General features: G+C 69.4%; 23 protein-coding genes and 1 pseudogene. 9 read left to right on the top strand and 15 right to left on the bottom strand.

Going from position 1 to position 24,836, the window contains the following annotated elements:
- The 7 genes and pseudogenes from KBO27_RS32875 to KBO27_RS32900 all read right to left on the bottom strand — a co-directional run.
- Positions 1–662 (bottom strand): AMP-binding protein (locus KBO27_RS32875; protein ID WP_307870752.1); only part of this gene is annotated, 662 nt, incomplete at its 3' end.
- A gap of 108 nt (positions 663–770) precedes the next feature.
- Positions 771–1,535: an HAD-IIA family hydrolase gene (locus KBO27_RS32880; protein ID WP_210973767.1), complete on the bottom strand. Its 765-nt coding sequence runs from the start codon at positions 1,533–1,535 to the stop codon at positions 771–773.
- Positions 1,536–1,561: 26 nt separating this feature from the next.
- Complete coding sequence (locus tag KBO27_RS34930; protein ID WP_443706196.1) at positions 1,562–2,179, bottom strand: TOBE domain-containing protein; 618 nt, start codon at positions 2,177–2,179, stop codon at positions 1,562–1,564.
- Positions 2,171–2,587: pseudogene (locus KBO27_RS34935) on the bottom strand (ATP-binding cassette domain-containing protein); the annotation flags it as partial. The gene KBO27_RS34930 and the pseudogene KBO27_RS34935, both read right to left, overlap by 9 nt.
- Positions 2,588–2,649: 62 nt before the next feature.
- Positions 2,650–3,444, bottom strand: coding sequence for an ABC transporter permease (locus KBO27_RS32890; RefSeq protein ID WP_210973757.1), 795 nt, complete (start codon positions 3,442–3,444; stop codon positions 2,650–2,652).
- Positions 3,441–4,196, bottom strand: coding sequence for a molybdate ABC transporter substrate-binding protein (modA, locus tag KBO27_RS32895; protein ID WP_246538803.1), 756 nt, complete (start codon positions 4,194–4,196; stop codon positions 3,441–3,443). Before modA ends, KBO27_RS32890 begins: the two co-directional genes overlap by 4 nt.
- The gene (locus KBO27_RS32900; protein WP_132679780.1) at positions 4,197–4,598 is read right to left on the bottom strand and encodes a TOBE domain-containing protein; all 402 of its coding nucleotides are present in this window, start codon (positions 4,596–4,598) and stop codon (positions 4,197–4,199) included.
- Between the two features lie 160 nt (positions 4,599–4,758).
- Here KBO27_RS32900 and moaA point away from each other — a divergent pair, with 160 nt between their 5' ends.
- The 3 genes from moaA (at position 4,759) to KBO27_RS32915 (ending at position 7,471) form a co-directional block, all read left to right on the top strand.
- Positions 4,759–5,817 carry a GTP 3',8-cyclase MoaA gene (gene moaA / locus KBO27_RS32905; protein ID WP_210973758.1) on the top strand — a complete coding sequence of 353 codons (1,059 nt, stop codon included), beginning with the start codon at positions 4,759–4,761 and terminating at the stop codon, positions 5,815–5,817.
- A gap of 5 nt (positions 5,818–5,822) precedes the next feature.
- Positions 5,823–6,131, top strand: coding sequence for a MoaD/ThiS family protein (locus tag KBO27_RS32910; RefSeq protein ID WP_210973759.1), 309 nt, complete (start codon positions 5,823–5,825; stop codon positions 6,129–6,131).
- 737 nt (positions 6,132–6,868) lie between these two features.
- Complete coding sequence (locus KBO27_RS32915) at positions 6,869–7,471, top strand: LysM peptidoglycan-binding domain-containing protein (RefSeq protein WP_132683343.1); 603 nt, start codon at positions 6,869–6,871, stop codon at positions 7,469–7,471.
- A gap of 349 nt (positions 7,472–7,820) precedes the next feature.
- Here the strand turns inward: KBO27_RS32915 and KBO27_RS32920 are convergent, their stop codons facing one another.
- The 4 genes from KBO27_RS32920 to KBO27_RS32935 all read right to left on the bottom strand — a co-directional run bounded on the left by KBO27_RS32920 (position 7,821) and on the right by KBO27_RS32935 (position 11,297).
- The gene (locus KBO27_RS32920) at positions 7,821–8,747 is read right to left on the bottom strand and encodes a molybdenum cofactor biosynthesis protein MoaE (RefSeq protein ID WP_210973760.1); all 927 of its coding nucleotides are present in this window, start codon (positions 8,745–8,747) and stop codon (positions 7,821–7,823) included.
- A gap of 52 nt (positions 8,748–8,799) precedes the next feature.
- Positions 8,800–9,285 (bottom strand): cyclic pyranopterin monophosphate synthase MoaC, encoded by a 486-nt coding sequence (gene moaC / locus KBO27_RS32925; RefSeq protein WP_210973761.1) that lies wholly within the window; start codon positions 9,283–9,285, stop codon positions 8,800–8,802.
- Between the two features lie 106 nt (positions 9,286–9,391).
- Positions 9,392–10,846, bottom strand: coding sequence for an NAD-dependent malic enzyme (locus KBO27_RS32930; protein WP_210973762.1), 1,455 nt, complete (start codon positions 10,844–10,846; stop codon positions 9,392–9,394).
- A 265-nt stretch (positions 10,847–11,111) separates the two neighbouring features.
- Positions 11,112–11,297 (bottom strand): hypothetical protein, encoded by a 186-nt coding sequence (locus KBO27_RS32935; RefSeq protein ID WP_132679774.1) that lies wholly within the window; start codon positions 11,295–11,297, stop codon positions 11,112–11,114.
- 319 nt (positions 11,298–11,616) lie between these two features.
- Here KBO27_RS32935 and KBO27_RS32940 point away from each other — a divergent pair, with 319 nt between their 5' ends.
- Entirely contained in the window at positions 11,617–13,869 is a 2,253-nt protein-coding gene (locus tag KBO27_RS32940) for a helicase-associated domain-containing protein (protein ID WP_210973763.1), read from the top strand.
- A 206-nt stretch (positions 13,870–14,075) separates the two neighbouring features.
- Here the strand turns inward: KBO27_RS32940 and KBO27_RS32945 are convergent, their stop codons facing one another.
- From KBO27_RS32945 to KBO27_RS32960, 4 genes are read right to left on the bottom strand one after another with little or no spacing between them, the layout of a single operon-like run.
- Entirely contained in the window at positions 14,076–14,675 is a 600-nt protein-coding gene (locus KBO27_RS32945) for a GTP-binding protein (RefSeq protein WP_210973764.1), read from the bottom strand.
- Positions 14,656–15,444, bottom strand: coding sequence for a DUF742 domain-containing protein (locus tag KBO27_RS32950; protein ID WP_132676686.1), 789 nt, complete (start codon positions 15,442–15,444; stop codon positions 14,656–14,658). The genes KBO27_RS32945 and KBO27_RS32950 overlap by 20 nt, the downstream gene beginning before the upstream one ends.
- 31 nt (positions 15,445–15,475) lie before the next feature.
- Positions 15,476–15,883 carry a roadblock/LC7 domain-containing protein gene (locus KBO27_RS32955; protein WP_175548002.1) on the bottom strand — a complete coding sequence of 136 codons (408 nt, stop codon included), beginning with the start codon at positions 15,881–15,883 and terminating at the stop codon, positions 15,476–15,478.
- 20 nt (positions 15,884–15,903) lie between these two features.
- Entirely contained in the window at positions 15,904–19,242 is a 3,339-nt protein-coding gene (locus KBO27_RS32960; RefSeq protein ID WP_246538806.1) for a sensor histidine kinase, read from the bottom strand.
- Between the two features lie 571 nt (positions 19,243–19,813).
- On the opposite strand from KBO27_RS32960, the gene KBO27_RS32965 reads away from it, so the two are divergent.
- The 5 genes from KBO27_RS32965 (at position 19,814) to KBO27_RS32985 (ending at position 24,779) form a co-directional block, all read left to right on the top strand.
- Entirely contained in the window at positions 19,814–20,827 is a 1,014-nt protein-coding gene (locus tag KBO27_RS32965; protein WP_210973765.1) for an ABC transporter substrate-binding protein, read from the top strand.
- Between the two features lie 441 nt (positions 20,828–21,268).
- Positions 21,269–22,282 (top strand): ABC transporter substrate-binding protein, encoded by a 1,014-nt coding sequence (locus KBO27_RS32970; protein WP_246538808.1) that lies wholly within the window; start codon positions 21,269–21,271, stop codon positions 22,280–22,282.
- A 7-nt stretch (positions 22,283–22,289) separates the two neighbouring features.
- A complete protein-coding gene (locus KBO27_RS32975; RefSeq protein ID WP_132676682.1) occupies positions 22,290–23,057 on the top strand; it encodes an ABC transporter permease in 768 nt (255 codons plus the stop codon).
- 88 nt (positions 23,058–23,145) lie between these two features.
- Positions 23,146–23,952: an ABC transporter permease gene (locus tag KBO27_RS32980; protein ID WP_210973766.1), complete on the top strand. Its 807-nt coding sequence runs from the start codon at positions 23,146–23,148 to the stop codon at positions 23,950–23,952.
- 5 nt (positions 23,953–23,957) lie between these two features.
- The gene (locus KBO27_RS32985) at positions 23,958–24,779 is read left to right on the top strand and encodes an ABC transporter ATP-binding protein (protein WP_132676678.1); all 822 of its coding nucleotides are present in this window, start codon (positions 23,958–23,960) and stop codon (positions 24,777–24,779) included.
- Positions 24,780–24,836 lie beyond the last annotated feature (57 nt).

The raw sequence follows: 24,836 nt of genomic DNA on the forward strand, positions 1-24,836 counted from the left end.
GAATACCCGCACAACTCCCCCACGAAAAAACCGTTGTTCAGGATGTTGTGATGCGACAACGTCGCACCCTTCGGAAAACCCGTCGTCCCCGACGTGTACTGAATGTTGATCGCATCATCCGCCGACAGCCGGATCTCGCCGAGCCTGCGCTGGTCAGCGGCAGCGCCGACGAGGTTCTCCCACTCCGGCGACTCCAGGAACACGATCTGCTCCAGGCCCGCGCACTTGTGCCGGACCTCCTCGACCATGGCTACGTAGTCCGAGCTCTTGAACGACTTCGCGGAGATCAGCATCCGGACCCCGGCCTGGTTGAGCACGTACTCCAGCTCGTGCGACCGGTAGGCGGGGTTGATGTTGACCAGGATCGCGCCGATCTTGGCGGTCGCGTACTGGGTCAGGGTCCACTCGGAGCGGTTGGGCGCCCACACGCCCACCCGGTCCCCCTGGGCGATTCCGGCGTCGAGCAGGCCGGTCGCCATCGCGTCGACGTCGGCGACGAACTCCCGGTAGGTCCAGCGACTACCCGTGGCGACCTCCACGAGCGCGTCCCGCTCCGGGAAGCGCGCCGCCGTGCGGTCCAGGTTCGTTCCGATCGTGTCGCCCAGCAACGGCACGGTGGACGTACCGGAGTCGTAGCTGAGCGGTGTCGGCTCGGTGTCCACGACGACCTCCCGCATTCGGTGGTGCAGGTCACCATCTTCACCTGCACCACCGAATCGGGCCAACCCCGGACGAGCGCCCCCGAGGCGCGTGCCTCGGGGAACGCCTGGTCAGGCCTTGAAGGGGTCGTTGACGTGGTCCCGGAGGTCCGCGATCGAGCGGACGACCTTGGTGGGGCGGTACGGGAAGAGCTCCGCGGTGTCCTCGTCGGAGATGCCGGAGAGGACGAGGATCGTCTGCAGGCCCGACTCCAGGCCGGAGCGGACGTCGGTGTCCATCCGGTCGCCGATCATCAGCGTGTTCTCCGAGTGCACGCCCAGGTGGCGCAGCGCGGAGCGCATCATCAGCGGATTCGGCTTGCCCACGTAGTACGGGGCGCGGCCGGTGACCCGCTCGATCAGGGCGGCCACGGCTCCGGTGGCGGGCAGCGTGCCCTCGCGGCTCGGGCCCTTCTCGTCCGGGTTGGTGGCGATGAACCGGGCACCGTTCTCGACCAGCCGGATGGCCTTGGTGATGGCCTCGAAGCTGTAGGTGCGGGTCTCACCCAGGATCACGTAGTCGGGATCCCGGTCGGTGAGCACGTAGCCGATGTTGTGCAGCGCGGTGGTCAGCCCGGATTCGCCGACCACGAAGGCCGAGCCGCCGGGCCGCTGCTGCTCCAGGAACTGCGCCGTGGCCAGCGCGGACGTCCAGATCGCCTCCTCCGGGATGTCCAGCCCGCTGCGCAGTAGCCGGGCCCGCAGGTCCCGTGGTGTGTAGATCGAGTTGTTGGTGAAGACCATGAACGGGATGCCGTTCTCCCGAAGAGCGGCAACGAACTCGTCCGCGCCGGGCACCATGTGCTCCTCGTGGACCAGCACGCCGTCCATGTCCATCAGGTACGTCCAGGTGGATGGCTCAGTCACGCCCCCGATGATCCTCCGGATACGGGGTGGATGGCCACCTCAGTCGCCTTGATCACGAACCAAACGTCCTCACCTGCGGAAATGCCGAGCTCCGCGACCGCTGCCGGGGTGACGTCGGCGGCCATGCCGACCTCCGACGGGCCCGTGGCGCGCACCCGGACCACGTCGCCGCGCGGTTCCAGGGCCGCGACGCGCACCGGCAGCGCGTTGCGCGGGCTCCCGTGCGGGCGCTCCCGGTGCACCGCCACGGCCGACGGCGCGAACACCGCCCCCGCCGGTTCCCGCGCCTGGAGCTCCTCGACCACCCGGCCGCTGATGATCTCCTCGCCGATCAGCACTCCCCCGTCGATCGCCGTGCCGGTCAGCAGGTTGAGACCGGCGAGGCGCGCGGTGAACGCTTCGCGCGGACGCGACAGCACCTCGCTGGTCGGCCCCTGCTCGACGACGCGTCCGTCCTGCAGCACCAGCAGCCGGTCGGCCAGCACGACGGCGTCGAGCACGTCGTGGGTGACCAGCACCGTCGGCATCTCCTGACGGCGCAGCACCTGGTGCAGCAGTCCGCGCATGGCCGGGGCCGCGTCGACGTCGAGGGCCGCCAGCGGCTCGTCGAGCATCAGCAACCGGGGTTCGCCGGCCAGGGCGCGAGCCAGCGCGACCCGCTGCGCCTGGCCTCCGGAGAGCCGCGCGGGACGGCGTCCGCCCAGGTCGGCCACATCGGTCTCGGCCAGCCAGCGCGCGGCCACCTCGCGCGCCCGCGCCTTGCTCGTGCCCGCGGCGCGCGGGCCGAAGGCGACGTTGTCGCGAGCGGTGAGGTTGGGGAACAGCAGGGCCTGCTGGGCGAGCAGGCCGACACCGCGCCGGTGCGTGGGGACGTTGATGCGGCGTGCGGTGTCCAGCCAGGCCGTCCCGTCCAGTTCGACCGCGCCGCGATCGGGCGCCAGCTGCCCGGCCAGCACCGACAGCAGCGTCGACTTCCCGGCTCCGTTCGGGCCGAGCACCGCCAGCACCTCGCCGGGCGCCACCGCGAACTCCGCGCGCAGCGAGAACTCCGCGCGGTGCAGCTCGACGTCCACCCGCAGGCCGCTCACAACCGTCCCTCCACTGCCCTCGGCCTGGCGATCACGATCACCAGCAGGGCCACCACGACCAGCAACAACGACATCGCCACCGCAGCGTCCACATCGGACTGAGCGGTGGTGTAGATGGCCAGCGGCAGGGTCCGGGTGCTGCCCTGCAGGCTGCCCGCGAAGGTGATCGTCGCGCCGAACTCGCCGAGCGCGCGGGCGAAGGTCAGCACCAGGCTCGACCCCAGCGCCGGGAGCAGCAGCGGCAGCGTCACGCGCCGAAAGGCCAGCCACGGCCCGGCTCCCAGCGTCGCGGCGACCTGCTCGTAGCGCCCGCCGGCCGTGCGCAGCGCGCCTTCGAGACCGACCACCAGAAACGGCATCGCGACGAAGGTTTGGGACAGCACGACCGCGGCCGTGGTGTAGGGCAACCGGATTCCGGCGACCGCGAGCACTCCGCCGAGCGGCCCGGTCCGGCCCAGCAGGTACAGCAGCGCCAGCCCGCCGACCACCGGTGGCAGCACCAGCGGCAGCAGCACCAGAGCTCGCACCACGCGCATCCCGGGCAGCGTGGAGCGCGCCAGCACCACGGCCAGCGGCACTCCCAGCAGCGCCGCCAGGGCGGTCGCGATCAACCCGGTGATCACCGACAACCGCAGCGCGTCCAGCGCGGCCGGGCTCAGCAGCAACCCCGGCAGCCGGGCCGGTTCGACGCGGGTGAGCAGACCGGCGACCGGCAGCACCACCAGCGCCAGCGCGAGCACCGCGGGCACCCACAGCACGGCGGGGACCTGCGGTGGATGACGCCTGATCATGGAACGTCGAAACCGTGCGCGCCGAGCACCTCGCGACCCGCGGGCCCGCGCACGTACGCCACGAACTCGTTCGCCAGCTGCGCCTGCTGCGAGTCCAAGATCGTGGCGATCGGGTAGTTGTTGACCGCTCGCGGAGCCTCGGGGAAGTCGATCGACTGCACCCGGTCGCCCGCCGCCTTGGCGTCGGTGGCGTAGACCAGGCCCGCGTCGGCCTCGCCCGCGACGACCTTCTGCAGCACCTGCTTGACGTCGTTCTCCTCGCTGACCGGCCGCAACCCGACGTTCGCCGCCTCGGCGACCTTCTGGGTGGCGGCACCGCAGGGCACCTGCGGTGCGCAGACGACCAGCTTCTTGTCGGCGAGGTCGGCCAGCGAGGTCACCTGCGCGGGGTTGCCGGGCGGGACCACGATGGTCAGCCGGTTCGTGGCGAAGCTCTGCGGCGGCGAGACCAGGTCGGCGACCTTGAACATGTTCTTGTCGTCGGCGGAGGCGAACACGTCGGCCGGGCGGCCCTGCTTGATCTGCTCGGCCAGCGTCGACGAGCCCTGGTAGTCGAACTGGACCGCGACGTCGGGGTGCTCGGCGGTGAACCGCTTGCCCAGCTCGTCGAAGGACTCGGTCAGCGAGGCCGCCGCCAGCACCGTCACCGTGCGCTGCTGCGCCGGGGACTGCTGGCCGGATTCGGCCTGGCCGCAGCCTGCCAGCAGGGTCAGCGCGAGCATCCCGCCCGCGATCATCTTGAGCTTCGACATTCAGCCCTCTCCCGGTGTCTCCACCACGACGTTGGTCGACTTGACCACGGCCACCGCCAGCGACCCGGGCACCAGCCCGAGCTCGCGCACCGCCTCGGTGCTCATCAGCGACACCACGCGGTGAGGTCCGCACTGGATCTCCACCTGCGACATCACCTTGTCCGAGACGATCTCGGTCACCAGCCCGACCCAGCGGTTGCGCGCCGAGCGCCCGACGGCCGACGGGTCCGGTGCGGACCTGGCCTGGTCGCGGGTGAACTCGGCGAGCGCGGCTCCGTCGACGACCAGCCGTCCGGCTGCGTCGCGCTCCGCGGGTAACTGCCCGCCGTCGACCCAGCGGCGAACGGTGTCGTCGCTGACGCCGAGAAGCGAGGCGGACTCTGCGATCCGATAGTGCGGCACGAGCAGAACAATACGTCCGCAGGTGCGGTGAAACCAAGGTGTTGTGAACCGCGAACCAGGATCGTCGAAGCCACCGCACCGCTGTTGACCAGGGATCTCGCACCCGCTGAATTCCCGCTCGCGATCGAAAAGCGTCGGTCCGAAGAGATAGGGTCGAGTTGTGAACGCGGTGGACTTGGGAGTTCCGTTCGTGCGCCGCACGGTCGACTCCTCCGAACGGCCGGACACGCCGTACCTGGTGGATCGCTTCGGCCGGGTGGCGACGGATCTGCGCGTCTCCCTAATCGACAAGTGCAACCTGCGCTGCACCTACTGCATGCCCGCCGAAGGGCTGCCCTGGCTCAAGCGCGACGAAATGCTCGACACCGACGAGATGAACCGGCTGATCCGCATCGCGGTCGAAGAGCTCGGCGTCACCACGGTCCGCTTCACCGGCGGCGAACCGCTGCTGCGGCAGGACCTGGTCGACGTCATCGCGGCCACGTCGTCGCTGCCCAGCCGACCCACGACCTCGCTGACCACCAACGGCATCAACCTCGGCGGCTTCGCCGAGAAGCTGGTGAAGGCCGGGCTCAACCGGGTCAACGTCTCGCTGGACACCTTGGACGGAGCGGTGTTCAAGGAGCTGACCAGGCGCGACCGCATGCAGGACGTGCTCGACGGTCTCGCCGCGGCCAAGACGATGAAGCTGGAGCCGGTCAAGGTCAACGCCGTACTGATGCGCGGGATCAACGACCACGAGGCCCCCGAACTGCTGCGGTACTGCATCGAGCGCGGTTACCAGCTGCGGTTCATCGAGCAGATGCCGCTGGACGCCCAGCACGGCTGGGAGCGCTCCGCGATGATCACCGCGGACGAGATCCTGGAGATGCTGGGCCAGGAGTTCACCCTCACCCCGGACGTCGCCGAGCGGGGCTCGGCACCGGCCGAGCGCTGGTTGGTCGACGGCGGCCCGGCCACGGTGGGCGTGATCGCCTCGGTGACGCGGCCGTTCTGCGCGGCGTGCGACCGCACGCGGTTGACCGCGGACGGACAGCTACGCTCGTGCCTGTTCTCGACGACGGAGACGGACCTGCGCGGCCCCATGCGCGAAGGCGCCACCGACGCCGAGCTGATCCGGCTGTGGCAGGGCGAGATGTGGGCCAAGGCCGCCGGTCACGGGATGGACTCCGGCGAGTTCGCCCAACCATCAAGGCCGATGAGCGCAATCGGGGGTTAGCGGAGATGACCGCGGTGTCGGAGCAGAGCGCCGGTCCGGCGAGGAGTTCGGTGTCGGTGCAGGTCCGGTATTTCGCAGGCGCTCGCGCCGCGGCCGGCGTTCGCGAGGAGACGGTGCGGCTGACCCGCCAGGACGGCGCGGCTCCGACGGTCTCCGACGCCATCGCGGCGGCGCTGAACCAGCACGACGAGAAGCTGGCCACGGTGCTGCCCGCGTGCAGCTTCCTCCTCGACGGCGTGGCCGTGCGGGACCGCGGTACGCCCATCCCCGGCGACGCCACCCTCGACGTCCTGCCGCCGTTCGCGGGCGGCTGAACCGCCCGCTGAGGGCAGTGCACTGTGTCCTCTGCGCGCGTGCGTGCGGGTGCGCGAATACAACATTCCCTGGCGTGTCGTACAGCCTCGTTCAGGTGACTTCTGGGTTGATTTTTCCCTCATTCGATCTTGGTTCTCAAGACGCCTTCCGAGCCCGCCGCTCGACCGCCTGAGAGCCACCCGATCTAGCGACTGGTCTACCCACGCTCCGTGGTTTCGTGAACACACATCGCGTTCGCGCTCGGCCGTCCGCACACCCACGCCCCGGCGTGAACCACGCCCGCTCGACGGTTGGTAACCGCGTGACAGGGGTTCCCCAGTGGGAGCACCGTGGTGACCCAAGCCTCACTTACGGTGATCGATATCAGCCCGGAAACGGTCCGATAACGACGCTCTGATCAGCGAAAATGATCGGGATCGCCACCCGTTTCGCCGGTGTTACTGTGACCAGCGTCACGTGGTCCAAGATTTCCGATCTTCGGATTGGTTACGTAGTGTCGCTCCTCGGTCGGCCCCGAACCGATCAGCAAGGAACTCGAGAGCCCGTGGCGCCGAACCTGTCCAGCGGGCTCTCACCCCGAAAACGAAACAGAACCGGACAGGAACGAGGGACGTCTCAGGGCCCCCCGAAAGCCCCGAGACGCCGCCGGCTCCCCCGAGACCGGCGGGCGTGGACCCGGCTCCACCCGAAGGAGCCAGACCAGGGTTCGACCCGAGGCGCGGTAGGAGAGAGGGACATGTCCAGTTACAAGGGCAAGCACCGCAAGCCTTCGAGTACCAAGCGCAATTTCGCCCGGATCGCCGTCGCCGGCGCTGTGGTCGCCACCCCGATCGCGATCGCCGCACCCGCCAACGCCGCGGACTGGGACGCTCTGGCCAAGTGCGAGAGCAGCGGCAACTGGAGCGCCAGCACCGGCAACGGCTTCTACGGCGGCCTCCAGTTCACCCCGTCGACTTGGGCCGCTTACGGCGGCACCCAGTACGCCAGCAGCGCCCACAACGCCACGCGCGAGCAGCAGATCGCCGTCGCGGAGAAGGTTCTCGCCTCCCAGGGCAAGAACGCGTGGCCGGGCTGCAGCGCGAAGCTGAACTGGACCAGCGGCTCGACCAAGTCGAGCACCAAGACCGAGACCACGCCCAAGAAGAAGACCACGACCACCACCAAGACCAAGTCCACGGTCAAGGCGGACGGCGCGGACTACACCGTCAAGGCGGGCGACACCCTGGGCAAGATCGCCCAGCAGTTCGGCGTGAACTACCAGGACATCGCCGCCAAGAACTCGAGCGTGATCAGCGACCCGAACCTCATCTTCCCGGGTCAGCAGCTCGACGTGAAGTAAGACCTGCACGGTCAGGCATCCCCCAACGCCGACCGGCAAGGAAGCACGCGCCGTCTCCCCCGACACGGCACGTGCTCCGCCAGAGAAACCCTCTTCGCCGCAATGCCCCCTACGCGGCGAAGAGGGTTTCTTGCGTTTTGAAGGCAAGTTAGTCAGGCAAGCACCGAAGGTGCTTTCTCAGTGCCCCACCCCAGCAGCCCGCACCGCCGCGGGTCTGAGCGGCTCTCTGGGGAGGACAGCCGTAGCGCCGTGTATTGGTCATACACAAGTCTCGGATCCCGGAGCCAGAAGGCGTGTCAGGTTCCGCCACCAGCACCACCCAGCCGACGAACCACAGATCAGTCCAGAACTACGGGCAGTTGACCCATTCTTCTGTGTTGTCGTCGAAGACCTGGCGCTTCCAGATGGGCAGCCGGCGCTTGACCTCGTCGACGAGTTCGGAGCAGGCGTTGAAGGCCTGCTTGCGGTGCTCCGCGGCGACCGCGCAGCCGAGCGCGACGTCACCGATCTTGAGCATGCCGACGCGGTGCGAGACGGCGATGGCGCGAACGCCTTCGAACCGCCCGGCGATGTCGGTGGCGACCTCCTGGATCACGTCCTGGGCGATGGGGTGCCCGGTGTACTCCAGCTCCAGCACTCCCCGGCCGCCGTCGTGGTCTCGCACGACGCCGCTGAAGGTCACCACGGCCCCGGCCGCGTTGTGCTCCACCGACCGGGCCAGCGACTCGACGTCGATGTGCTCGTCGACGACGTCGGCCCGCAGCACCTCGGCGGGCGTGTGCGCCGGTGCGGTCCCCGACCCGGGGTGGTCGCCGCCGTGGAGCTGATCAACCGCGTGGTCCAGGACGCCCTCCAGGACACCGAGGCCGTCCTTGACCCCGCCGGTGGAGCCCGGGAGGTTCACGATCAGCGTGCGACCGCTGACCCCGGCCAGCCCTCGGGAGAGGACGGCGGTGGGGACCTCGGGCAGTCCGGCGGCCCGGATGGCGTCCGCGAGGCCCGGGATCTGGTGGTCGAGGACCTGCCCGGTGACCTCGGGGGTGCGGTCGGTGGGGTTGATGCCGGTGCCACCGGTGGTGATCACGACGTCCACGCCGGCGTTGACGGCGGTGCGCAGCTGATCGCCCACCGGGTCGCCGTCGGGAACGACGAACGGTTCGGGGGTCTCGTAGCCGCGGTCGCGCAGCCACTGCGCGATCACGGGACCGGTGCGGTCCTCGTAGATCCCGGCGGCGGCGCGGTTGGACGCGGCGACGACTCTCGCGGTCCTCGTCATGGAGACCTCCCGTGAATGGCCCGGCTCTGGTGCAACGACGGCGAGCGGCGGATTAGTCCGCTTCGGAACGCTCCCAGAGACCGGTCTTGCCGCCTTCCTTGCGCTCGACGCGCACGGCGTCGAGCACGGCGCCAGGATCGACGGCCTTGATCATGTCGTGCAGCGCGAGCCCGGCGACGGCGACCGCGGTCAGCGCCTCCATCTCGACACCGGTGCGGTCGGTGGTCTTGACCGCGGCGGTGATCCGGACTTCGGTGTCGCCGAGTTCGAGCTCGACCTTGGCGCCGGAGATGGCGATGGGGTGGCACAGCGGGATGAGGTCCGGGGTGCGCTTGGCGCCCATGATCCCGGCGAGCCGGGCGGTCGCGATGGCGTCGCCCTTGGGCAGGCCGTCGCGGCGCAGCAGCGCGATCACCTCGGCCGTCGTGCGCACGACTCCGCTGGCCACCGCCTTGCGGGCGGTGGCGTCCTTCTCGGACACGTCGACCATGCGCGCGGCACCGGCCTCGTCGACGTGGGTGAGTTCATCCTGCGCCATGCCGAAAGCCTAGAGGACCGCCGTCCCCGGCCGAGTGGAGGGAAGGCGCAACGGGGGACGCGATCACCGTCGTGATCACGTCCCCCGCGAACGGCGTCGATCGGTCCTAGAAGTCGAGGTCTTCGGCCATGCTCCAGGGCATGGACGAGCCGCCTCGGGAGGCGGTCTCGGCGGGTTTGGCCGCCAGGGCCGCCTTCTTGACCGCGTCCGCGACGGCCGGGGCGACCGCGTTGTCGAAGACGCTGGGGACGATGAACGAGGCGTTGAGGCGCTCGCCGTCGACGACGTCGGCGATGGCGTTGGACGCCGCGAGCATCATGTCGTCGGTGATCTCGTGCGCGTGCGCGTCGAGGAGCCCGCGGAAGACGCCCGGGAAGGCCAGCACGTTGTTGATCTGGTTCGGGTAGTCGCTGCGCCCGGTGGCCACGATGGTGGCGTGCTGCTGGGCCTCCAGCGGGTCGATCTCCGGGTCCGGGTTGGCCAGCGCGAACACGATCGCGTCGGAGTTCATGCTCGCCACGTCGTCGGCGGAGAGCAGGTTGGGCGCCGAGACGCCGATGAACACGTCGGCCTCGCGCACCGCGTCGGACAGCGTGCCGGTGCGGCAGTCGGTGTTGGTGCTGGAGGCGATGTTGCGCAGGTTCTCGTCGGTGTCGCCGCGCCCGCTGTGCACGATGCCGTTGATGTCGACGGCGATGATGTCGGCGGGCTTCTTGTTCTGCAGCAGCCGGATGATCGCCGAACCGGCCGCGCCCACACCGCAGACCACGATGCGGCAGTCGGCGATGTCCTTGTTCACCACGCGCAGGGCGTTGCGCAGCGCGCCGAGCACGACGATGGCGGTGCCGTGCTGGTCGTCGTGGAAGACGGGGATGTTGAGCTTCTCGCGCAGCCGCGCCTCGATCTCGAAGCAGCGCGGAGCGGCGATGTCCTCGAGGTTGATGCCGCCGTAGACGGGGGCGATCAGCTCGACGGCGCGGATGATCTCCTCGGTGTCCTGGGTGTCCAGGCAGACCGGCCAGGCGTTGACGCCCGCGAACTTCTTGAACAGCGCCGCCTTGCCCTCCATGACCGGCAGCGCGGCCTCCGGGCCGATGTTGCCCAGGCCGAGCACGGCGGAGCCGTCGGTGACCACGGCGACGGCGTTGCGCTTGACGGTGAGGCGGCGGGCGTCGTCGGGGTTCTCGGCGATCGCGGTGCACACCCGGGCGACACCCGGGGTGTAGGCGCGGGAGAGGTCATCGCGGTTGGCGAGCGCGACGCGGGAGTTGACCTCGATCTTGCCGCCGAGGTGGACCAGGAAGGTCCGGTCGGAGACCTTGCGGACGCGCACACCGGGCAGCGCTTCGAGGGTCTCGGTGACCTCGCCGGCGTGGTCGGCCGACAGCGCGTTGCAGGTGATGTCGACGACGATGCGGTCGGCGTGCGACTCGACGACGTCGAACGCCGTGATCACACCACCAGCGCGTCCGATTGCGCTGGTCAGATCGCCCGCGGCGGTCGTCGACGGCGGAGCCTCGACGCGAACGGTGATCGAGTAACCAGGACCTGGAACCGGCATTGGCACACCCCTGTCGAGCGAACGGCTATGGACGTGGGTGCCGTCCTCCGGCGGTCTGGCCGCCGAAGCAGATCGCCTACCCGGCACGCAAGCCATTCTGACCCGCTAAGCGACCGGAACTTCACCCAGCACGAAAAAGCCTAAAACTTTCCCGACTGTGAGCTAGATCCGGTGGGTTACTCGCGAGTCAGTATTGACACGCCGCGTTCGCCGGGGACCGGTTTCGACGCCGAACCGGCACCTGGCCGGTCCGGCGACAGGGGTCTCACTTGTTGATGACCGTGACCGGGTGCTCGTACGGGACGGCGTCGTCGTCGAGCGGGAACGTGGTGTCCCCGAACGGCGACAGGGCGCCCTGCTTGTCGGCCACCAGCTCGCTGACCGGGTGCTCTCCGGCACCGGCCTGCGGCCAGGTCGGGTCGATACGGTCCTTCTTGGTCTTGCCGGCCACGTCGTCCTCCTGTGCATTCCGGCTACGGGCAACTCCAGTTTGCCGGATCGGGGCGATCGAACTCACCCAAGGGTGTCGCAGCTTGCACATCTCCTCCCCTGCGCAGCGCGCTGCCCGCCACCTCAGGACCCAGGTCACCCGGATTTCCACTGAAGTCGGAGACCGGATTTCCACTGAAACCGGTCACCGAAGTTCCACCGAAATCCGTCACCGGGAGTTCCACTGAAATCCGGTCGGCTCGGGTGGGGGCGGATGTTGGGTGGGTGGGTGCGGGGTGAGTAGGGGGAGCTGGGGGCGGTCACTGGGTATCGTGGGCGTGATGCCTCCAGTTGGGAATTGGCTCCGCGACCGCGCCGACGAGCAGCTCGTCGCTCTGCTGCGCGCGCGCCCGGATCTGGCGACTCCGCCGCCCGCCGACCTGTCCGTGCTCGGATCCCGGGTCGCGCAGCGATCATCGGTCGCCCGCGCCTGCGAGGAGCTGGACTCCTTCGCGCTGAGCGTGATGGAGGCGCTGGTCCTGCTGGACGCCGACAAGCAGCCCGTCGGGCTCGACGCGGTGGCCGACCTGCTGGGCAGCGAGGTCACCGCGCAGCGGGTCCGCCGGACCGTGAACGCGCTGCGCGACCTGGCGCTGGTGTGGGGTGACGACGACTCGCTGGAGATCGCGGGCACGGCCCGCGAGGTGCTGCCGACGTTTCCCGGCGGTTTGGGGCGACCGGCCGACGACCTGACCGAGGTCACCGCCAAGGCCGCCTTGGCGGAGCTGGACGAGGAGGAGCGGCGGCTGGTCGCCAAGCTCGCCGACGGCTCCCCCATCGGCCGCACCAAGGACGCGTCCGCGCACGTGCCGCTCGAACGCGCGACGAACCCGGTCCAGCGCTTGCTGGCCAGGGGTCTGCTGCTGCGCCGCGACACCGAGACCGTGGAGCTGCCCCGGCAGCTGGCGCTCGCGGTGCGCGGGGATCAGCCGATGGGCCGGATCGAACCCGAGGAACCCGCCCCGGAGCTCACCCAGGCCGACCGCGAGCGGGTGGACAGCACCGCCGGTGGCGCGGCGCTGGAACTGCTGCGGCACGTCGAGGAACTGCTTCTCGCGTGGGAGTCCGATCCGCCGGACGTGCTGCGCTCGGGCGGCGTCGGCATCCGCGACGTCCGCCGCACCGCCAAGACCCTGGAGGTCGACGAGCAGCACATGTCGCTGCTGGTGGAGGTGGCCGTCGCGGCCGGTCTGCTGGACCGCACCGAGGACGCCGAACCGCGCTGGCTGCCGACGATCTCCTCCGACACCTGGCTGGCCTCCCCCGTCGAGCACCGCTGGGCCGTGCTGGCCGCCGCCTGGCTGGACCTGCCCCGGCTGCCGGGACTGACGGGTGCGCGCGACGAGAAGGACCGGCTGATCGGGCCGCTGTCGGACGAGCTGAGCCGTCCGCTCGCGCCGAAGGACCGCCGCCGCATCCTCGACTACCTCGACGAGCTCCCCGGCGGCTGCGGCGCCCGCCCGGACGACGTGGCAGGAGTGCTGGCCTGGCGCGCGCCCCGGCACGCCGGTCGGCTGCGCGACGACCTGGTGCGCTGGACGCTGTCCGAGGCGACCGCGCTGGGCGTCGTCGCGCTGGACGCGATGACCACCGCCGGTCGCGCGCTGCTGTTCGACGGCCCGGCCGAGGCCGGCCACCGGCTCCGCGAGGTGCTGCCCGATCCGCTGGACCACGTGCTGGTGCAGGCGGACCTGACGGTCGTCGCGCCAGGACGGCTGGAGCCGGATCTGGCGGCGGAGATGAAGCTCGTCGCCGACGTCGAGTCCGCGGGCAGCGCCACCGTGTACCGGGTCGGCGAGGGCAGCGTGCGGCGGGCGCTGGACGCCGGCTACACCGCCGACGACCTGCACGCGCTGTTCCGGGACCGGTCGAGAACGCCCATCCCGCAGGCGCTGACGTACCTGATCGACGACGTGGCGCGCCGCCACGGCAAGCTCCGGGCCGGAACCGCGGCGGCCTTCCTGCGCTGCGACGATCCGGTGGTGCTGGCCGAGGTGCTGGCGACTCCGGCGAGCGAGGAGCTGGAGCTGCGGCGCATCGCGCCGACCGTGCTGATCAGCCCGCTGCCGCTGGCGGACCTGGTGGAGGGGCTGCGCGCGGCCGGTTTCGCGCCGGTCGCCGAGGGTCCCGACGGCAACGTGCTGGATCTGCGCGCGGGCGGGCGCCGCACGCGCGGCAAGACCCGGCAGCGCACGTCCTACGGTCCGCCGGTGCCCAGCGCCGAGCAGCTGGGATCGATGGTGACGCAGCTGCGCGCCAACGACATCGCCGGTTCGGCCCGCCGGGGCCGCGCGGTGGTGCCCGAGCGCGGACGCCCCAGCGCGGAGGCGACCCTGGCGCTGCTGCGCGACGCGGCGACCGAGAAGCGCAGCGTGTGGCTGGGTTTCGTGGACACCCACGGCGTCCGGAGCCAGCACGTCGTGCGCCCGGTCAGCGTCGGAGGAGGAGTCCTCCAGGGAGTCGACGCGGCCGACGACGAACTCGGCAACTTCCCCCTGCACCGCATCACATCAGTGGCCCTCGTCGAAGACTGACCCACAAGGCGCGGGGAAACCCAAGCGGCGCAGCCGCCTTCTCTTTGCCTCACCCTCGCAACCGGCACCGCCGCGGGTTCTCAGCGGTTCTCCGGGGAGGACGCCGCGACGCCGCGCATTGGCGTACATCAGGAGTGGCGCCCGGACCGAGAGGACCGCTGAGGTTCCGCCACCCGCACCGCCGAGCAGGGCGAGTGCTCGAACGATCAGTGGGAAGTCGCGAGGCGCTGGCGCATGGCGTGTTGGACCAGCGTGATGAGCGCCTTCTTCGTCGACTCCCGGTCGCGGGCGTCGACGGTGATCATCGGAACCGCCTCGTTGATGGTCAGCGCCTCGCGGACGTCCTCCATGCGGTGGTGCGTGAGGCCGTCGAAGGTGTTGACCGCGACGATGTAGGGCAGTCCCCGGTCGTCGAAGAAGTCGATCGAGGCGAACGCGTCCGCCAGCCGCCGGGTGTCGACGAGCACGACGGCGCCGATCGCGCCGCGCACGAGGTCGTCCCACATGAACCAGAACCGGTGCTGGCCGGGCGTGCCGAACAGGTAGAGGATCAGGTCCGAGTCGAGCGAGACGCGGCCGAAGTCCATCGCGACGGTCGTGGTGACCTTGCCCGGCGTGGCGGTGAGGTCGTCGACGCCGACGCTGGCCTCGGTCATCACCGCTTCGGTGGTCAACGGCACGATCTCGGAGACCGAACCGACGAACGTCGTCTTCCCGACGCCGAAACCACCGGCAACCACGATCTTCGTCGAAGTCTTCTGGTTGCTCGGCTGCTGCGACCGGGGATCAGAGCCTGCGAAGCCCACTGAGCACCCTCTCCAAGAACTCCATGGACGGCCGATCACCGACGACCATGCCACTGTCATGAATCAGAACCAGCCCGGTGTCGGCCATGTCGCCGATCAGCACCCGCACCACGCCGAGCGGCAGCCGCATGTGAGCGGCGACCTCGGCGACCGAACGGGCCTCCTGGCACAGCTCGGAGATCGAGCGGTGCTCGGGCCGGGATTGGGTCGCCTGGTTGCGACCTCGTTCGCTGGTGCTTACCAACGTCTCGATAGCAAGATCATAATCGGTGCGGGTACGCCCCCGAGTGCGGGCATACGGCCGAACGAGTGAACCCCCGCTGTCCTCGGCTTCCATGTCGTCCATCGCCGGGATCGCCGGCATCGAGCCGGAAATCGACGGCATGGACTGGGAAATCGGTGACATCGACTGCGAGATGGACGGCATCGACACCGACGGCGGGCCGCTGTCCGGGCGCGGACGCGGAGCCGGGGTGCCGCGGTCCTGGGAGCCCCAGTTGTCCGCAGCGGCGCGGGGGTCCTGCTTGCCCCACCCGTCGTGCTGGGCGTTGTTCTGCCCGCCCGAAGAGGTGTCGCCGTACCCGCCCGATCCGAACAGGTCGGCGCCCGGTCCCCCGAAGAGCGCGCGGTCGTACCCGCCGATGGCATCACCGCCCTGTCCGGACGGGGTGTCGTCGACGAAGTCGTCCTGCCAGGACTCCGCGCTCAGCCGCTTGTTGTAGAGGCGGAACAGGTCACCGTCCCAGCTGGGCTCGGAACCGGCGTTCATGGTCAGCTCCCCTCAGCTCTCCCAGCCGGAATCACCGGCGTCCCATGCCCTGCAGCTGCGCGCGCAGCTCAGGCGTGAGCTGACGACCGACCCGCTCGACGAGCAGGGTCATCTCGTAGGCGACCAGGCCGATGTCGGCGTTGGGCGCGGCGAGCACGGCCAGGCACGAGCCGTCGCTGATCGACATCAGGAACAGGTAGCCCTGCTCCATCTCGACGACGGTCTGGGTCACCTCGCCTGCTTCGAAGCAGCGCGCTGCGCCTTGGGTGAGGCTGACCAGACCTGACGCGACGGCGGAAAGCTGCTCGGCGCGGTCACGCGGCAAGCCCTGGGAACCGGCCAGCAGCAGACCATCCGCGGACACGACCACCGAGTGCGCCACGCCGGGTACCCGACGCACGAAGTCGGTGATCAGCCAACTGAAGCTGTTGCTGCTCATCGGTTGCTGCACGGACCCGTTCACTCCTGCTCCTCGGGACGGCTCGGATTCGAGCGGGGAAGTTCGGTGGAAACCGGTTCGGCCTTGGCATGCCTGCCCCGATGGACGCCCTGCTGGAAGTTCGCCATGCGTCCGCGAACGGCATCAGCCGAGCGCGGGGCGGCGGGCTTGCGGCGAGGCGTTTGCGGGGATCGGGGTGCTGCCGAGCCGGGCACGAGGTTGGTCTTCGGGACCCGCTTGGGAAGTCCGGCCGCGGTCGTCTCCTGGACCTCGTGGGTCTGCAGCAGGGCCTCGGCGGCTTTCCAACCGACATCCGCTTGCCCCCAGCCCGGGTCGGGCGTGGTGGTGCGCGGAACTTCGTCGACGACCGGTTCCGGCTCGGAGCTCGACGGGGTCGAGGGCGCCGCGGTTTCCGGTTCGGCGGGCTTGGGGTCGGCAGCGGCCGGGGTCGAGTCCTCGACATCGGACTCCCGGAACCACTGCGAGAGCACGGCTTCGTATATCGGCAGGCGTTGGGTAGGCGCATCGTCCATGTCCCAGGACTCCCTCGGCTCGTCGTCGGCGCGTGCCGGCGATCCGCCGTCGAAGCCCGGGTGCTCCAGGCCGGGAGTGCTCCGCAGGGATGCGTCTTCGGACTCCCAGGGCTCCGACGCCGGCTCGGGCCGGCTTTCGTTTCCTGGGGCGCCCTCTTGACCGCCGCCGAATGCCGCGCCGATTCCACTGCCGTTGAGGCCGCTGCCGTTCAGGGAGCCGCTGTCGCGCTCGCTCCCGTTCAGGCCGCCACCGCTGAAGCCGTTGCGGTGCTCTTCGGCGCCGAACGGCTGGGACGGGGCGAAGTTCTTGGTCTTCTCCGCCTCGAACGGGCTGTGGAACAGGTCGGTCGACGAGGTCTCCGACGGTGCACCGCACTGCCCGTCGAAGCCCGGGTCGATATCCGGCCAGGCTTCCGCCCCGACACCGTCGTCGTGGGGCGCCCGGCCGTCATCCTCCCATTGGGGGACGCTCGTTGCGCCGAACGAATCGCCGGACGACATCGTGACGGAGTACTGCGCGGGCAGTTCCGAGTCGTATTCGTCCGGTTCGTCGGCGAATCCGTGACCGTTGAACGACGAGGCGTTGTCGGCGTCCACCGCCGCCTGGTTCATCGAGGTGAACGAGGTCGGCGGCTCGGAACTGCTCAGGCTCGGCAGTTCGGCGCGGCCGTTCGGCGCGTCCAGGCCCGGGTGCTGACCGTTGTTGCCCGCGGCGGCACGACCGCCGAAGGCCGCGGCCAGGCCCAGCTGGGTGCCGGTCTCGCCGAGCTGACCGCCGCGCTCCTCGGGCTGGATGGTGCGCGGCATGTCGGGCATCGGCACCGGGCCGTCCGGGGTGAGCTGCACGACCAGTTCGCCGCTGAGGCGGACGGTGGCCGTGACACCGCCTTCCAGGCCCTCGTTGTTGCCGAGCTCGACCTCGATGTTGTGCCTGCGGGCCAGCTGACCGACCACGAACAGACCCATGCGGCGGGAGACCGCGACGTCGATCTCCGGCGGCCGCACGAGCCGCTCGTTGATCTCGTCGACCTCGCCGGCGTCGATGCCCACGCCGCGGTCGCGGATCTCGATGACCAGCTGCTGGCGGCGGTAGGCGGTGCGGACCGTGACCTCGGTGTCCGGGTTGGAGAACACCGTGGCGTTCTCCAGCAGCTCGGCGACCAGGTGCACGAAGTCGTTGACCACGCGGCCCTGCAGGGCCAGCTCCGGGGCGTCGACCACGGCGACCCGGGCGTACTGCTCCACCTCGGAGACGGCGGCGCCGAGCACCTCGTTGAGCGGGACCGGCCGCATGGTGCGCCGGGTGAGGTCGGTGCCGCCGAGGATCAGCAGGTTCTCGTTGTTCCGGCGCATGCGGGTGGCCAGGTGGTCCAGCTCGAAGAGGCTGGACAGCTGGTCCGGGTCCTGCTCGTCCTGCTCCAGGCGGTCGATCAGGGCCAGCTGCCGCTGCACCAGGGTCTGCGACCGGCGGGCGAGGTTGACGAACAGGTCGTTGACGTTGTTGCGGAGCATGGCCTGCTCGACGGCCAGCCGCAGCGCCTGCTGGTGCACCGCGTCGAAGGTGCGGGCGACCTGCCCGATCTCCTCGTCGCTGTAGACCGGCACGGTCGGCACCGTGGTCTGGTGCGACGTGCCCGGGTTCTCGGTGACCTGCGTGATCGCGTCCGGCAGGCTCTGCTGCGCGATCTCCAGAGCGCTGTAGCGCAGGGTCCGCAGCGGCCGCAGCATCGAGCGGGCGATGAAGGTCGCCACGCCGAAGGCCACGATCAGCAGCAGCAACACCAGGGCGGTGTCGCGGATCAGCGTCCAGGTCGCGGAGTCGGCCAGCGAGGTGGCGTCGGAGTGCAGGTCTTCGAGGACGTCGGACTCGACCTCGCGGACGAGGTCGGTGCGCTGCCCGGACTGCTGTCCCCAGTCCGCCGGGGAGACGCCGAGGTTCTGGTCCTGCTGATCGTTGTCGTAGGCGATCAGCGAGCTCTGCTCCAGCTGCTCGCTGCGGTCGACCGCCGCACCGGCGACCCGCTCGGCGAACAGGGCGCGCTGCTCCTGGGTGGCCGCGGCCTCGAACTCGCCGAAGGCCGCCTCGTAGCGCGCGTCAGCGGCGCGCATCTGGTCGGGCTGCCCGGTCAGGAACTGGTTCCGCAGCGACGCGCTGAGCAGGATCGAGCGCTGCCGGGCGAGCTGCTCCTTGGCCTGGCCGAGGGAGTCGGCCGCGCGGGCGGTCTGCGCGGTCGCGGTGTTGGCCGCGGAGTTGGCGACCTGGTTGTTGATCGTCAGCAGGGTGTCGATCACCGAGTTGTAGGCGATCATCGTCTGCGGGCTGGTGAAGCCGCCGTTGACGGTGCCGCGCAGCGCTCCGAGGCTGCCGATGCGGTGCTCGGCGCTCTGGAAGGCGAAGCGGACCTCGGGGGTGAAGCCCGCCATCTGCGGGTCGAACGCGAGGACCTGCTGGACGGCCGCGTCGACCCGGCGGCCCTGGGCTTCGTAGTCGGTGCCCGCGCTGCCGCCGTTGGAGGTGGTGAGCACGATCGCGAAGTCCCGCTCGCGCTGCAGCTCGTGGGTGAGGTTGGAGGTCTGCTGCGCCAACTCGACCTGGTCCACGATGGTCTGCATCTGCGACTGGCTGTTGAGGCCGTCGTAGATGCGAACGCCACCGACGCCCAGCGCGGCCAGGGTCGGCACGAGCAGAACGGCGGCCATCTTGTACCGGAGGCGCCAGTTGCGCAGCCACCACTTCTTGGTCCGGGCGGCAGCCGGATCGGCTGCGCCGGGTGCGGTCGCGGGGTCGTTGTTGAGCATCCCTGTTTCCTGCGCTGCGGCGGACATGTGCGGAACCGCCACGGCTAGCTGCCCTTCCGTGCCGTGGCGGTGGAGATCATCGTGCTGGGAATGTGCCCGCGAACCGACGCGGTCGCGTCGGGTTCCCACGAGCGGGTCCACGTCACCTCGGCGATCGAGTTTCCGCAGACCCCGACTCTGTCAGCCGGGCTTGCCATCACACTCCCTGGTCACAACGTGCATTCCCCCGAAGCAGAGGCCGGTCACCTCGACGGGCGAGACTATACTTAACCCGGCGTCACAAGTCAGGCCCCCAATACGGGTCACCGTCACTCTTCAGAGTGCCTTTGGCAACAGCTGGGCCGAACGTGTGACCCATAGTTAGTTACGCCTGGTTGTAACCCGATAGTTCAAACCTTTACAGTCCTTTTTGCGCCCCACCCGTCACGGCCATCGCGCGTGTGCCCGGCCAGCGCCGGCGCCTCCCACGAAGGTCGTGGCCAAGTCCACAGTGCACAGACGCAACTGCCGGACCCTACTCGGGGTTGTCCGCGCCGAGCCAGCCAAGCTCACGCAGCGCCCGGCGCGCCCCATGTCGTGCTGTTGCAAGGAGGACTCGATGACCCTGGCCAGTCGCGCTATGTCGCGGAGAGGTCTGCTCAAACTCGCAGGTGGAACGGCTACCGCCGGAGCGCTGATGGGCGCGAGCGGATGCGGCCTGCTGGGCGGCTCCGAATCGGCTGGCAGCGGTGACGGCACGGTCGAGAAGCCCAACATCAAGGTCGGCGCCATGCCGGTCACCGACCTCGCTCCCCTGCACCTGGCCGTGCGCAACGGCATCTTCCAGCAGGAGGGCCTCAACGTCGAGATCGTCACGACCTCGGACGGCAGTGCGGCTCTGACCAGCACCATCGGTGGTGACTACGACATCACCTACGCCAGCTACGTGCCCTTCTTCGCAGCCCAGGCCCGGGGCGTGGCGGACCTGAAGATCGTGGCCGACTGCGGCGCAGGTGCCCCGAACACGACCACGATCATGACCTCGCCCTCCTCGAAGGTGCGCACCCCGCAGGACCTGGCGGGCAAGACCATCGCCATCTCCGGACCGCGCACCATCTCGGAACTGCTGGTCAAGGCCACCATGCGGGCCTACGGCGTGGACTTCTCCAAGTCCGAGTTCACGGCGATCCCGTTCATCAACATGCCGGCCGCCCTGCAGCAGGGCCGGGTGGACGCGGCGATCCTGACCGAGCCGTTCCTGACCCAGGCCGCGCGCGCCAGCGGAGCGGTCCCGGTGGCCGACACCAACACCGGTCCGCTGGAGGACCTGCCGCTGACCGGCTACGGCGCCACGGCGCAGTTCGTGCAGGACAACCCCAAGACCGTCGCCGCCTTCCAGCGCGCGATGGACCGCGCGGTGGCCGAGTCGCAGGACCGCTCGAAGATCGAGCCGCTGCTGCCCGAGTTCGCCAAGATCGACAAGGACACGGCCGCGATCATCTCGCTGCTGAAGTTCAACTCGCGCGCCGACGCGACGCGCCTGCAGCGCGTCCCGCGCCTGATGAAGGACTTCGGGTTCCTCGACAAGGACATCGACGTCTCCAAGATGATCGTCCAGCCGGCGCAGGGCTGACCCTCGCCTCAGCCCCAGGGCTGAGGGCCGGGCCCCACCGCGGGACCGGCCCAGCCGCAGGTGCTTCGTCACGAACGAGGCATCTGCGGCTTTTGTCGTTTTTCTCACCGTGGATTTCACGTTATTGGCGCATGATCACCCGTTCGCGGTGTGGACAACACTCTCCGTGTTGTTTGCTTTTGCCAATGAGTGACTGGAGACACACCTTCGAGTAATGGACACAACGAGCCCATTACGTCTTGTTGTCGCCCCCTGATCAGGTATCTAGAGTTCTGCGCACCGATGCAGTCGGTGATCCCGAGGACACGGGCCGTGCGCAGCGGGCCCACACGCCCGCGCACGCAGTCCCGCATCCCGGCCGCAACGGCCTCGGTCCACGCAAGTCGCTCCAGCCGCCAGGGCCCGCACAGGCCCACACCCGCCATGCCAGGAGGAAACGCCATGCGTCCGAAGAACCGCCCGATAGCCCGCCGCGACCTGTTCAAAATCGCCGGCGGCGTGGCCACAGCAGGGGCGCTGATGGGTTCCAGCGGGTGCGGGCTGCTGGGTGGCGCGGAGCAGCAGTCGTCCGGGAACGGCCAGGTGGAGAAGGCCAACCTGCGGGTCGGCGCGCTGCCCACCGCTGAGCTCGCCCCGCTGTACCTGGCGGCCGAAGCCGGTCACTTCCAGCGCGAGGGCCTCAACGTCGAGATCGTCCCCGCCTCCGACGGCGGCGCCGCGCTCAACAGCGCCATCGGCGGCGACCTCGACATCACCTTCTCCAGCTACGTGCCGATCTTCGCCGCGCAGGCCAAGGGCGTGGCCAACCTCAAGATCGTCGCCGACTGCATGTCGGCGGTGCCCAACAGCTGCCTGATCATGTCCGGGCCGAACTCCGGGGTGCGCACCGCGCAGGACCTGGCGGGCAAGCGGATCGCGATCTCCGGACCCGGAACCATCTCCGAGCTGCTGGTGAAGGCCTCGATGAAGGCCAACGACGTGCCCTTCGACAAGGTGCAGATGGTGCCGCTGGGCTTCATCAACATGCCCAACGCGCTCAAGGCCGGGCAGGTCGACGCGGCGATGGTCGTGGAGCCCTTCCTGACCCTGGCCGCGCGCGACGCCGACGCCGTGCCGGTCCTCGACACCACGGCGGGCCCGCTGGAGGACCTGCCGCTGGGCGGCTACGTCTCCAACTCCGAGTTCGCCGAGAAGAACCCGAAGACCGTCGCCGCCTTCCAGCGCGCGATGACCGCCTCGGTGGCCGAAGCGCAGGACCGCGCCAAGATCGAGCCGCTGCTGCCGAAATTCGCCAAGATCGACAAGGAAACTGCGTCCATCATCACATTGCTGAAGTTGAACGCGCGTGCAGATGCCACCCGCTTGCAGCGCGTTCCGCGATTGATGCTGGAATTCGGTTACATCTCAAAGGACGTCGACGTGGCGAGCATGATCATCAAGCCGCCGCAGAGCTGATCGGGACATGACCAGAACACTCCGGGGTCTGCTCGGACTGCTGGGCTTCCTGCTGTTGTGGGAAGCCTTCAGCAGGTCCGGGCTCGTCGACCCCCAGTACTTCCCACCGCCCTCGGTGGTGCTGACCAGGTTCGTCGAGCTCCTCGGCGACCCCTCCTTCCTGCTCGACCTGATCGCGAGCGTGCTGGCCTGGGCCATCGCGCTGGGCATCTCCATCGCCATCGCCGTGCCCGCCGGCCTCCTGCTGGGCAGCGTGCGCGGCATCCGGGTGGCCACCCGCGCGATCATCGAGTTCCTCCGGCCGATCCCCTCCGTGGCGCTGATCCCGCTGGCCATCGTGCTGGTCGGGTCCGGCCCGGAGACCAAGATCGCCCTCGCGGTGTACGCGGCGGTGTGGCCGATCCTGTTCAACACGATCTACGCGTTGGACGAGGTCGATCCGGTGATGGTGGACACCGCGCGGTCCTTCGGCTTCGGCCGGGCTCGCACGATGTTCACCGTGATGCTGCCCAACGCCGCGCCGTTCGTGCTCACCGGCATCCGGATGTCGGCCTCGGTGGCGCTGATCCTGGTGGTCAGCACCGAGTTCCTGGCAGGAGGCGGCAGCGGGCTCGGCAGCTTCGTGCTGGACGCCTCGACCGGTGCCGGGCGGATGGACCTGGTGCTGGCCGGGACGATCGTCGCGGGCATCGTCGGCTACCTCATCAACGAGGCGCTGGAAACGGTCCACAAGCGCGGCCTGGCGTGGAGCGCGGTCGATCGGGAGGCAGTGTGACGAGCCACCTTTTTCCCGGCGTTCACGATTTCGCGGGAATTGACATCGTGAATTCACTGGAATTCAACTTCGGGTTGCGGGGTGCGTTGTGAAGAAAACGCGTGGATTCCTCCGCCAATGGCTCGTGCTCATCATCGCGGTTCTGCTGTGGGAATTGGTGACCCAGATCGCACAGCACCCGTTCTTCCCGACGCCGAGCAAGATCCTCGCCACCGCCGGGCAGAAGTGGTTCTCCGGACCTCCGGAATCGCTCTTCCTGACCAGCGAGGCCACCGGCGACCTGTTCGCCAGCCTCGGCCGGGTCGGCTTCGGGTGGGTGCTGGCCGCGGTCCTCGGCGTCGCGCTGGGCACCCTGCTCGGCCGCTCGCGCAACCTGCTGGACTTCGTCGGGCCGCTGATGGCGTTCATGCGCGCCATCCCCTCGCCGGTGCTGGTCCCGGTGTTCATCGTGCTGCTGGGCATTGGCTCGTCGATGCAGATCACCGTGATCGTGTTCAGCGTCGTGTGGCCGATCCTGCTCAACACCGTCGACGGCGTCCGCTCGGTGGACCAGGTCAAGATCGACACCGCGCGGTCGTTCCGCATCCCGCGCGCCCAGTGGATCACCGGCGTGGTGCTGCCCGCGGCGACGCCCAAGATCTTCGCCGGGCTGCGGGTTAGCCTGTCGTTGTCGCTGGTGCTGATGGTCGTGTCGGAGCTGGTGGGCTCCACCAACGGCATCGGCTACCGGCTCATGTTCGACCAGCGGCAGTTCGACTTCCCGGCGATGTGGGCGGGGATCGTCCTGCTGGGCGTCCTCGGATACGTACTGAACACCCTGCTGCTCGTGGTGGAACGCCGTGCGCTGAGCTGGCAGCCCTCGCAGGCGTCGGCTGACCAAGTTGTCGGAGGCTGACCGAAATGACCCGAACGAACACGATGCTGGAAGTCTCCGGACTCGGTCACCGCTACGGCGGGGCGAACGGGCACCAGGCCATCGCCGACCTCACCTTCGAGGTCCGCACCGGTGAGCTGGCGTGCATCGTCGGCCCCTCCGGCTGCGGCAAGTCGACGATGCTGCGGGGCATCTCCGGCCTGATCAAGCCGACCTCCGGCGACGTGCGGCTGCACGGCGAGGCGGTCGACGGCGTTCCGAGCGACCTGGCCGTGGTGTTCCAGGACTACAGCCGCTCGCTGTTCCCCTGGAAGTCGGTCCGCGCCAACGTCGAGTTCCCGCTGCAGGCCCGCGGCGTCAGCCGGTCCGAGCGGCGCGAGCGCGCCGACGAGGTCCTGGAGTGGGTCGGCCTCACGGCCTCGGCGAAGAAGTACCCGTGGCAGCTCTCCGGCGGCATGCAGCAGCGGGTCTCCATCGCCCGCGCCCTGGCCTGCCGGCCCGCGCTGCTGCTGATGGACGAGCCGTTCGCGTCGGTGGACGCCCAGACCCGCTTCGAGCTGGAGGACCTGCTGCTGCGGGTCCGCAAGCAGTTCGACAGCACGGTCCTGCTGGTCACCCACGACATCGACGAGAGCATCTACCTCTCCGACCGGGTCTTCGTGCTGTCGAAGTCCCCGGCCACGATCGTCAAGGACCTGGAGATCCCGCTCGGCACCGAGCGCGACCAGATCACCACCCGCGAGTCCGAGACCTTCGTGCACCTGCGCAGCGAGGTGGCCCGCCTCCTCGACGTCAAGAGCGCAGGCGCCGCTCCCGCATCAGCGGCGGAGACCACTCAGGTCTTCTGATCTGCGAAAGCCAAGAGGCTGTCACTAATACACATCAGACTCTGCCGACGACTCCTC

The organism is Saccharopolyspora endophytica (genome assembly GCF_018070075.1).
GTDB classification, from domain to species: Bacteria; Actinomycetota; Actinomycetes; order Mycobacteriales; family Pseudonocardiaceae; genus Saccharopolyspora; species Saccharopolyspora endophytica.

Excerpts from the sequence above, each read along its gene's own strand:
- KBO27_RS32880 (WP_210973767.1), bottom strand. The coding sequence starts at position 1,535 with ATGGACATGGACGGCGTGCTGGTCCACGAGGAGCACATGGTGCCCGGC.
- KBO27_RS34930 (WP_443706196.1), bottom strand. The coding sequence starts at position 2,179 with ATGCTCGACGAGCCGCTGGCGGCCCTCGACGTCGACGCGGCCCCGGCC.
- KBO27_RS32890 (WP_210973757.1), bottom strand. The coding sequence starts at position 3,444 with ATGATCAGGCGTCATCCACCGCAGGTCCCCGCCGTGCTGTGGGTGCCC.
- modA (WP_246538803.1), bottom strand. The coding sequence starts at position 4,196 with ATGTCGAAGCTCAAGATGATCGCGGGCGGGATGCTCGCGCTGACCCTG.
- KBO27_RS32910 (WP_210973759.1), top strand. The coding sequence starts at position 5,823 with ATGACCGCGGTGTCGGAGCAGAGCGCCGGTCCGGCGAGGAGTTCGGTG.
- KBO27_RS32915 (WP_132683343.1), top strand. The coding sequence starts at position 6,869 with ATGTCCAGTTACAAGGGCAAGCACCGCAAGCCTTCGAGTACCAAGCGC.
- KBO27_RS32920 (WP_210973760.1), bottom strand. The coding sequence starts at position 8,747 with ATGACGAGGACCGCGAGAGTCGTCGCCGCGTCCAACCGCGCCGCCGCC.
- moaC (WP_210973761.1), bottom strand. The coding sequence starts at position 9,285 with ATGGCGCAGGATGAACTCACCCACGTCGACGAGGCCGGTGCCGCGCGC.
- KBO27_RS32930 (WP_210973762.1), bottom strand. The coding sequence starts at position 10,846 with ATGCCGGTTCCAGGTCCTGGTTACTCGATCACCGTTCGCGTCGAGGCT.
- KBO27_RS32940 (WP_210973763.1), top strand. The coding sequence starts at position 11,617 with ATGCCTCCAGTTGGGAATTGGCTCCGCGACCGCGCCGACGAGCAGCTC.
- KBO27_RS32950 (WP_132676686.1), bottom strand. The coding sequence starts at position 15,444 with ATGAACGCCGGTTCCGAGCCCAGCTGGGACGGTGACCTGTTCCGCCTC.
- KBO27_RS32955 (WP_175548002.1), bottom strand. The coding sequence starts at position 15,883 with ATGAGCAGCAACAGCTTCAGTTGGCTGATCACCGACTTCGTGCGTCGG.
- KBO27_RS32960 (WP_246538806.1), bottom strand. The coding sequence starts at position 19,242 with ATGTCCGCCGCAGCGCAGGAAACAGGGATGCTCAACAACGACCCCGCG.
- KBO27_RS32965 (WP_210973765.1), top strand. The coding sequence starts at position 19,814 with ATGACCCTGGCCAGTCGCGCTATGTCGCGGAGAGGTCTGCTCAAACTC.
- KBO27_RS32970 (WP_246538808.1), top strand. The coding sequence starts at position 21,269 with ATGCGTCCGAAGAACCGCCCGATAGCCCGCCGCGACCTGTTCAAAATC.
- KBO27_RS32975 (WP_132676682.1), top strand. The coding sequence starts at position 22,290 with ATGACCAGAACACTCCGGGGTCTGCTCGGACTGCTGGGCTTCCTGCTG.
- KBO27_RS32985 (WP_132676678.1), top strand. The coding sequence starts at position 23,958 with ATGACCCGAACGAACACGATGCTGGAAGTCTCCGGACTCGGTCACCGC.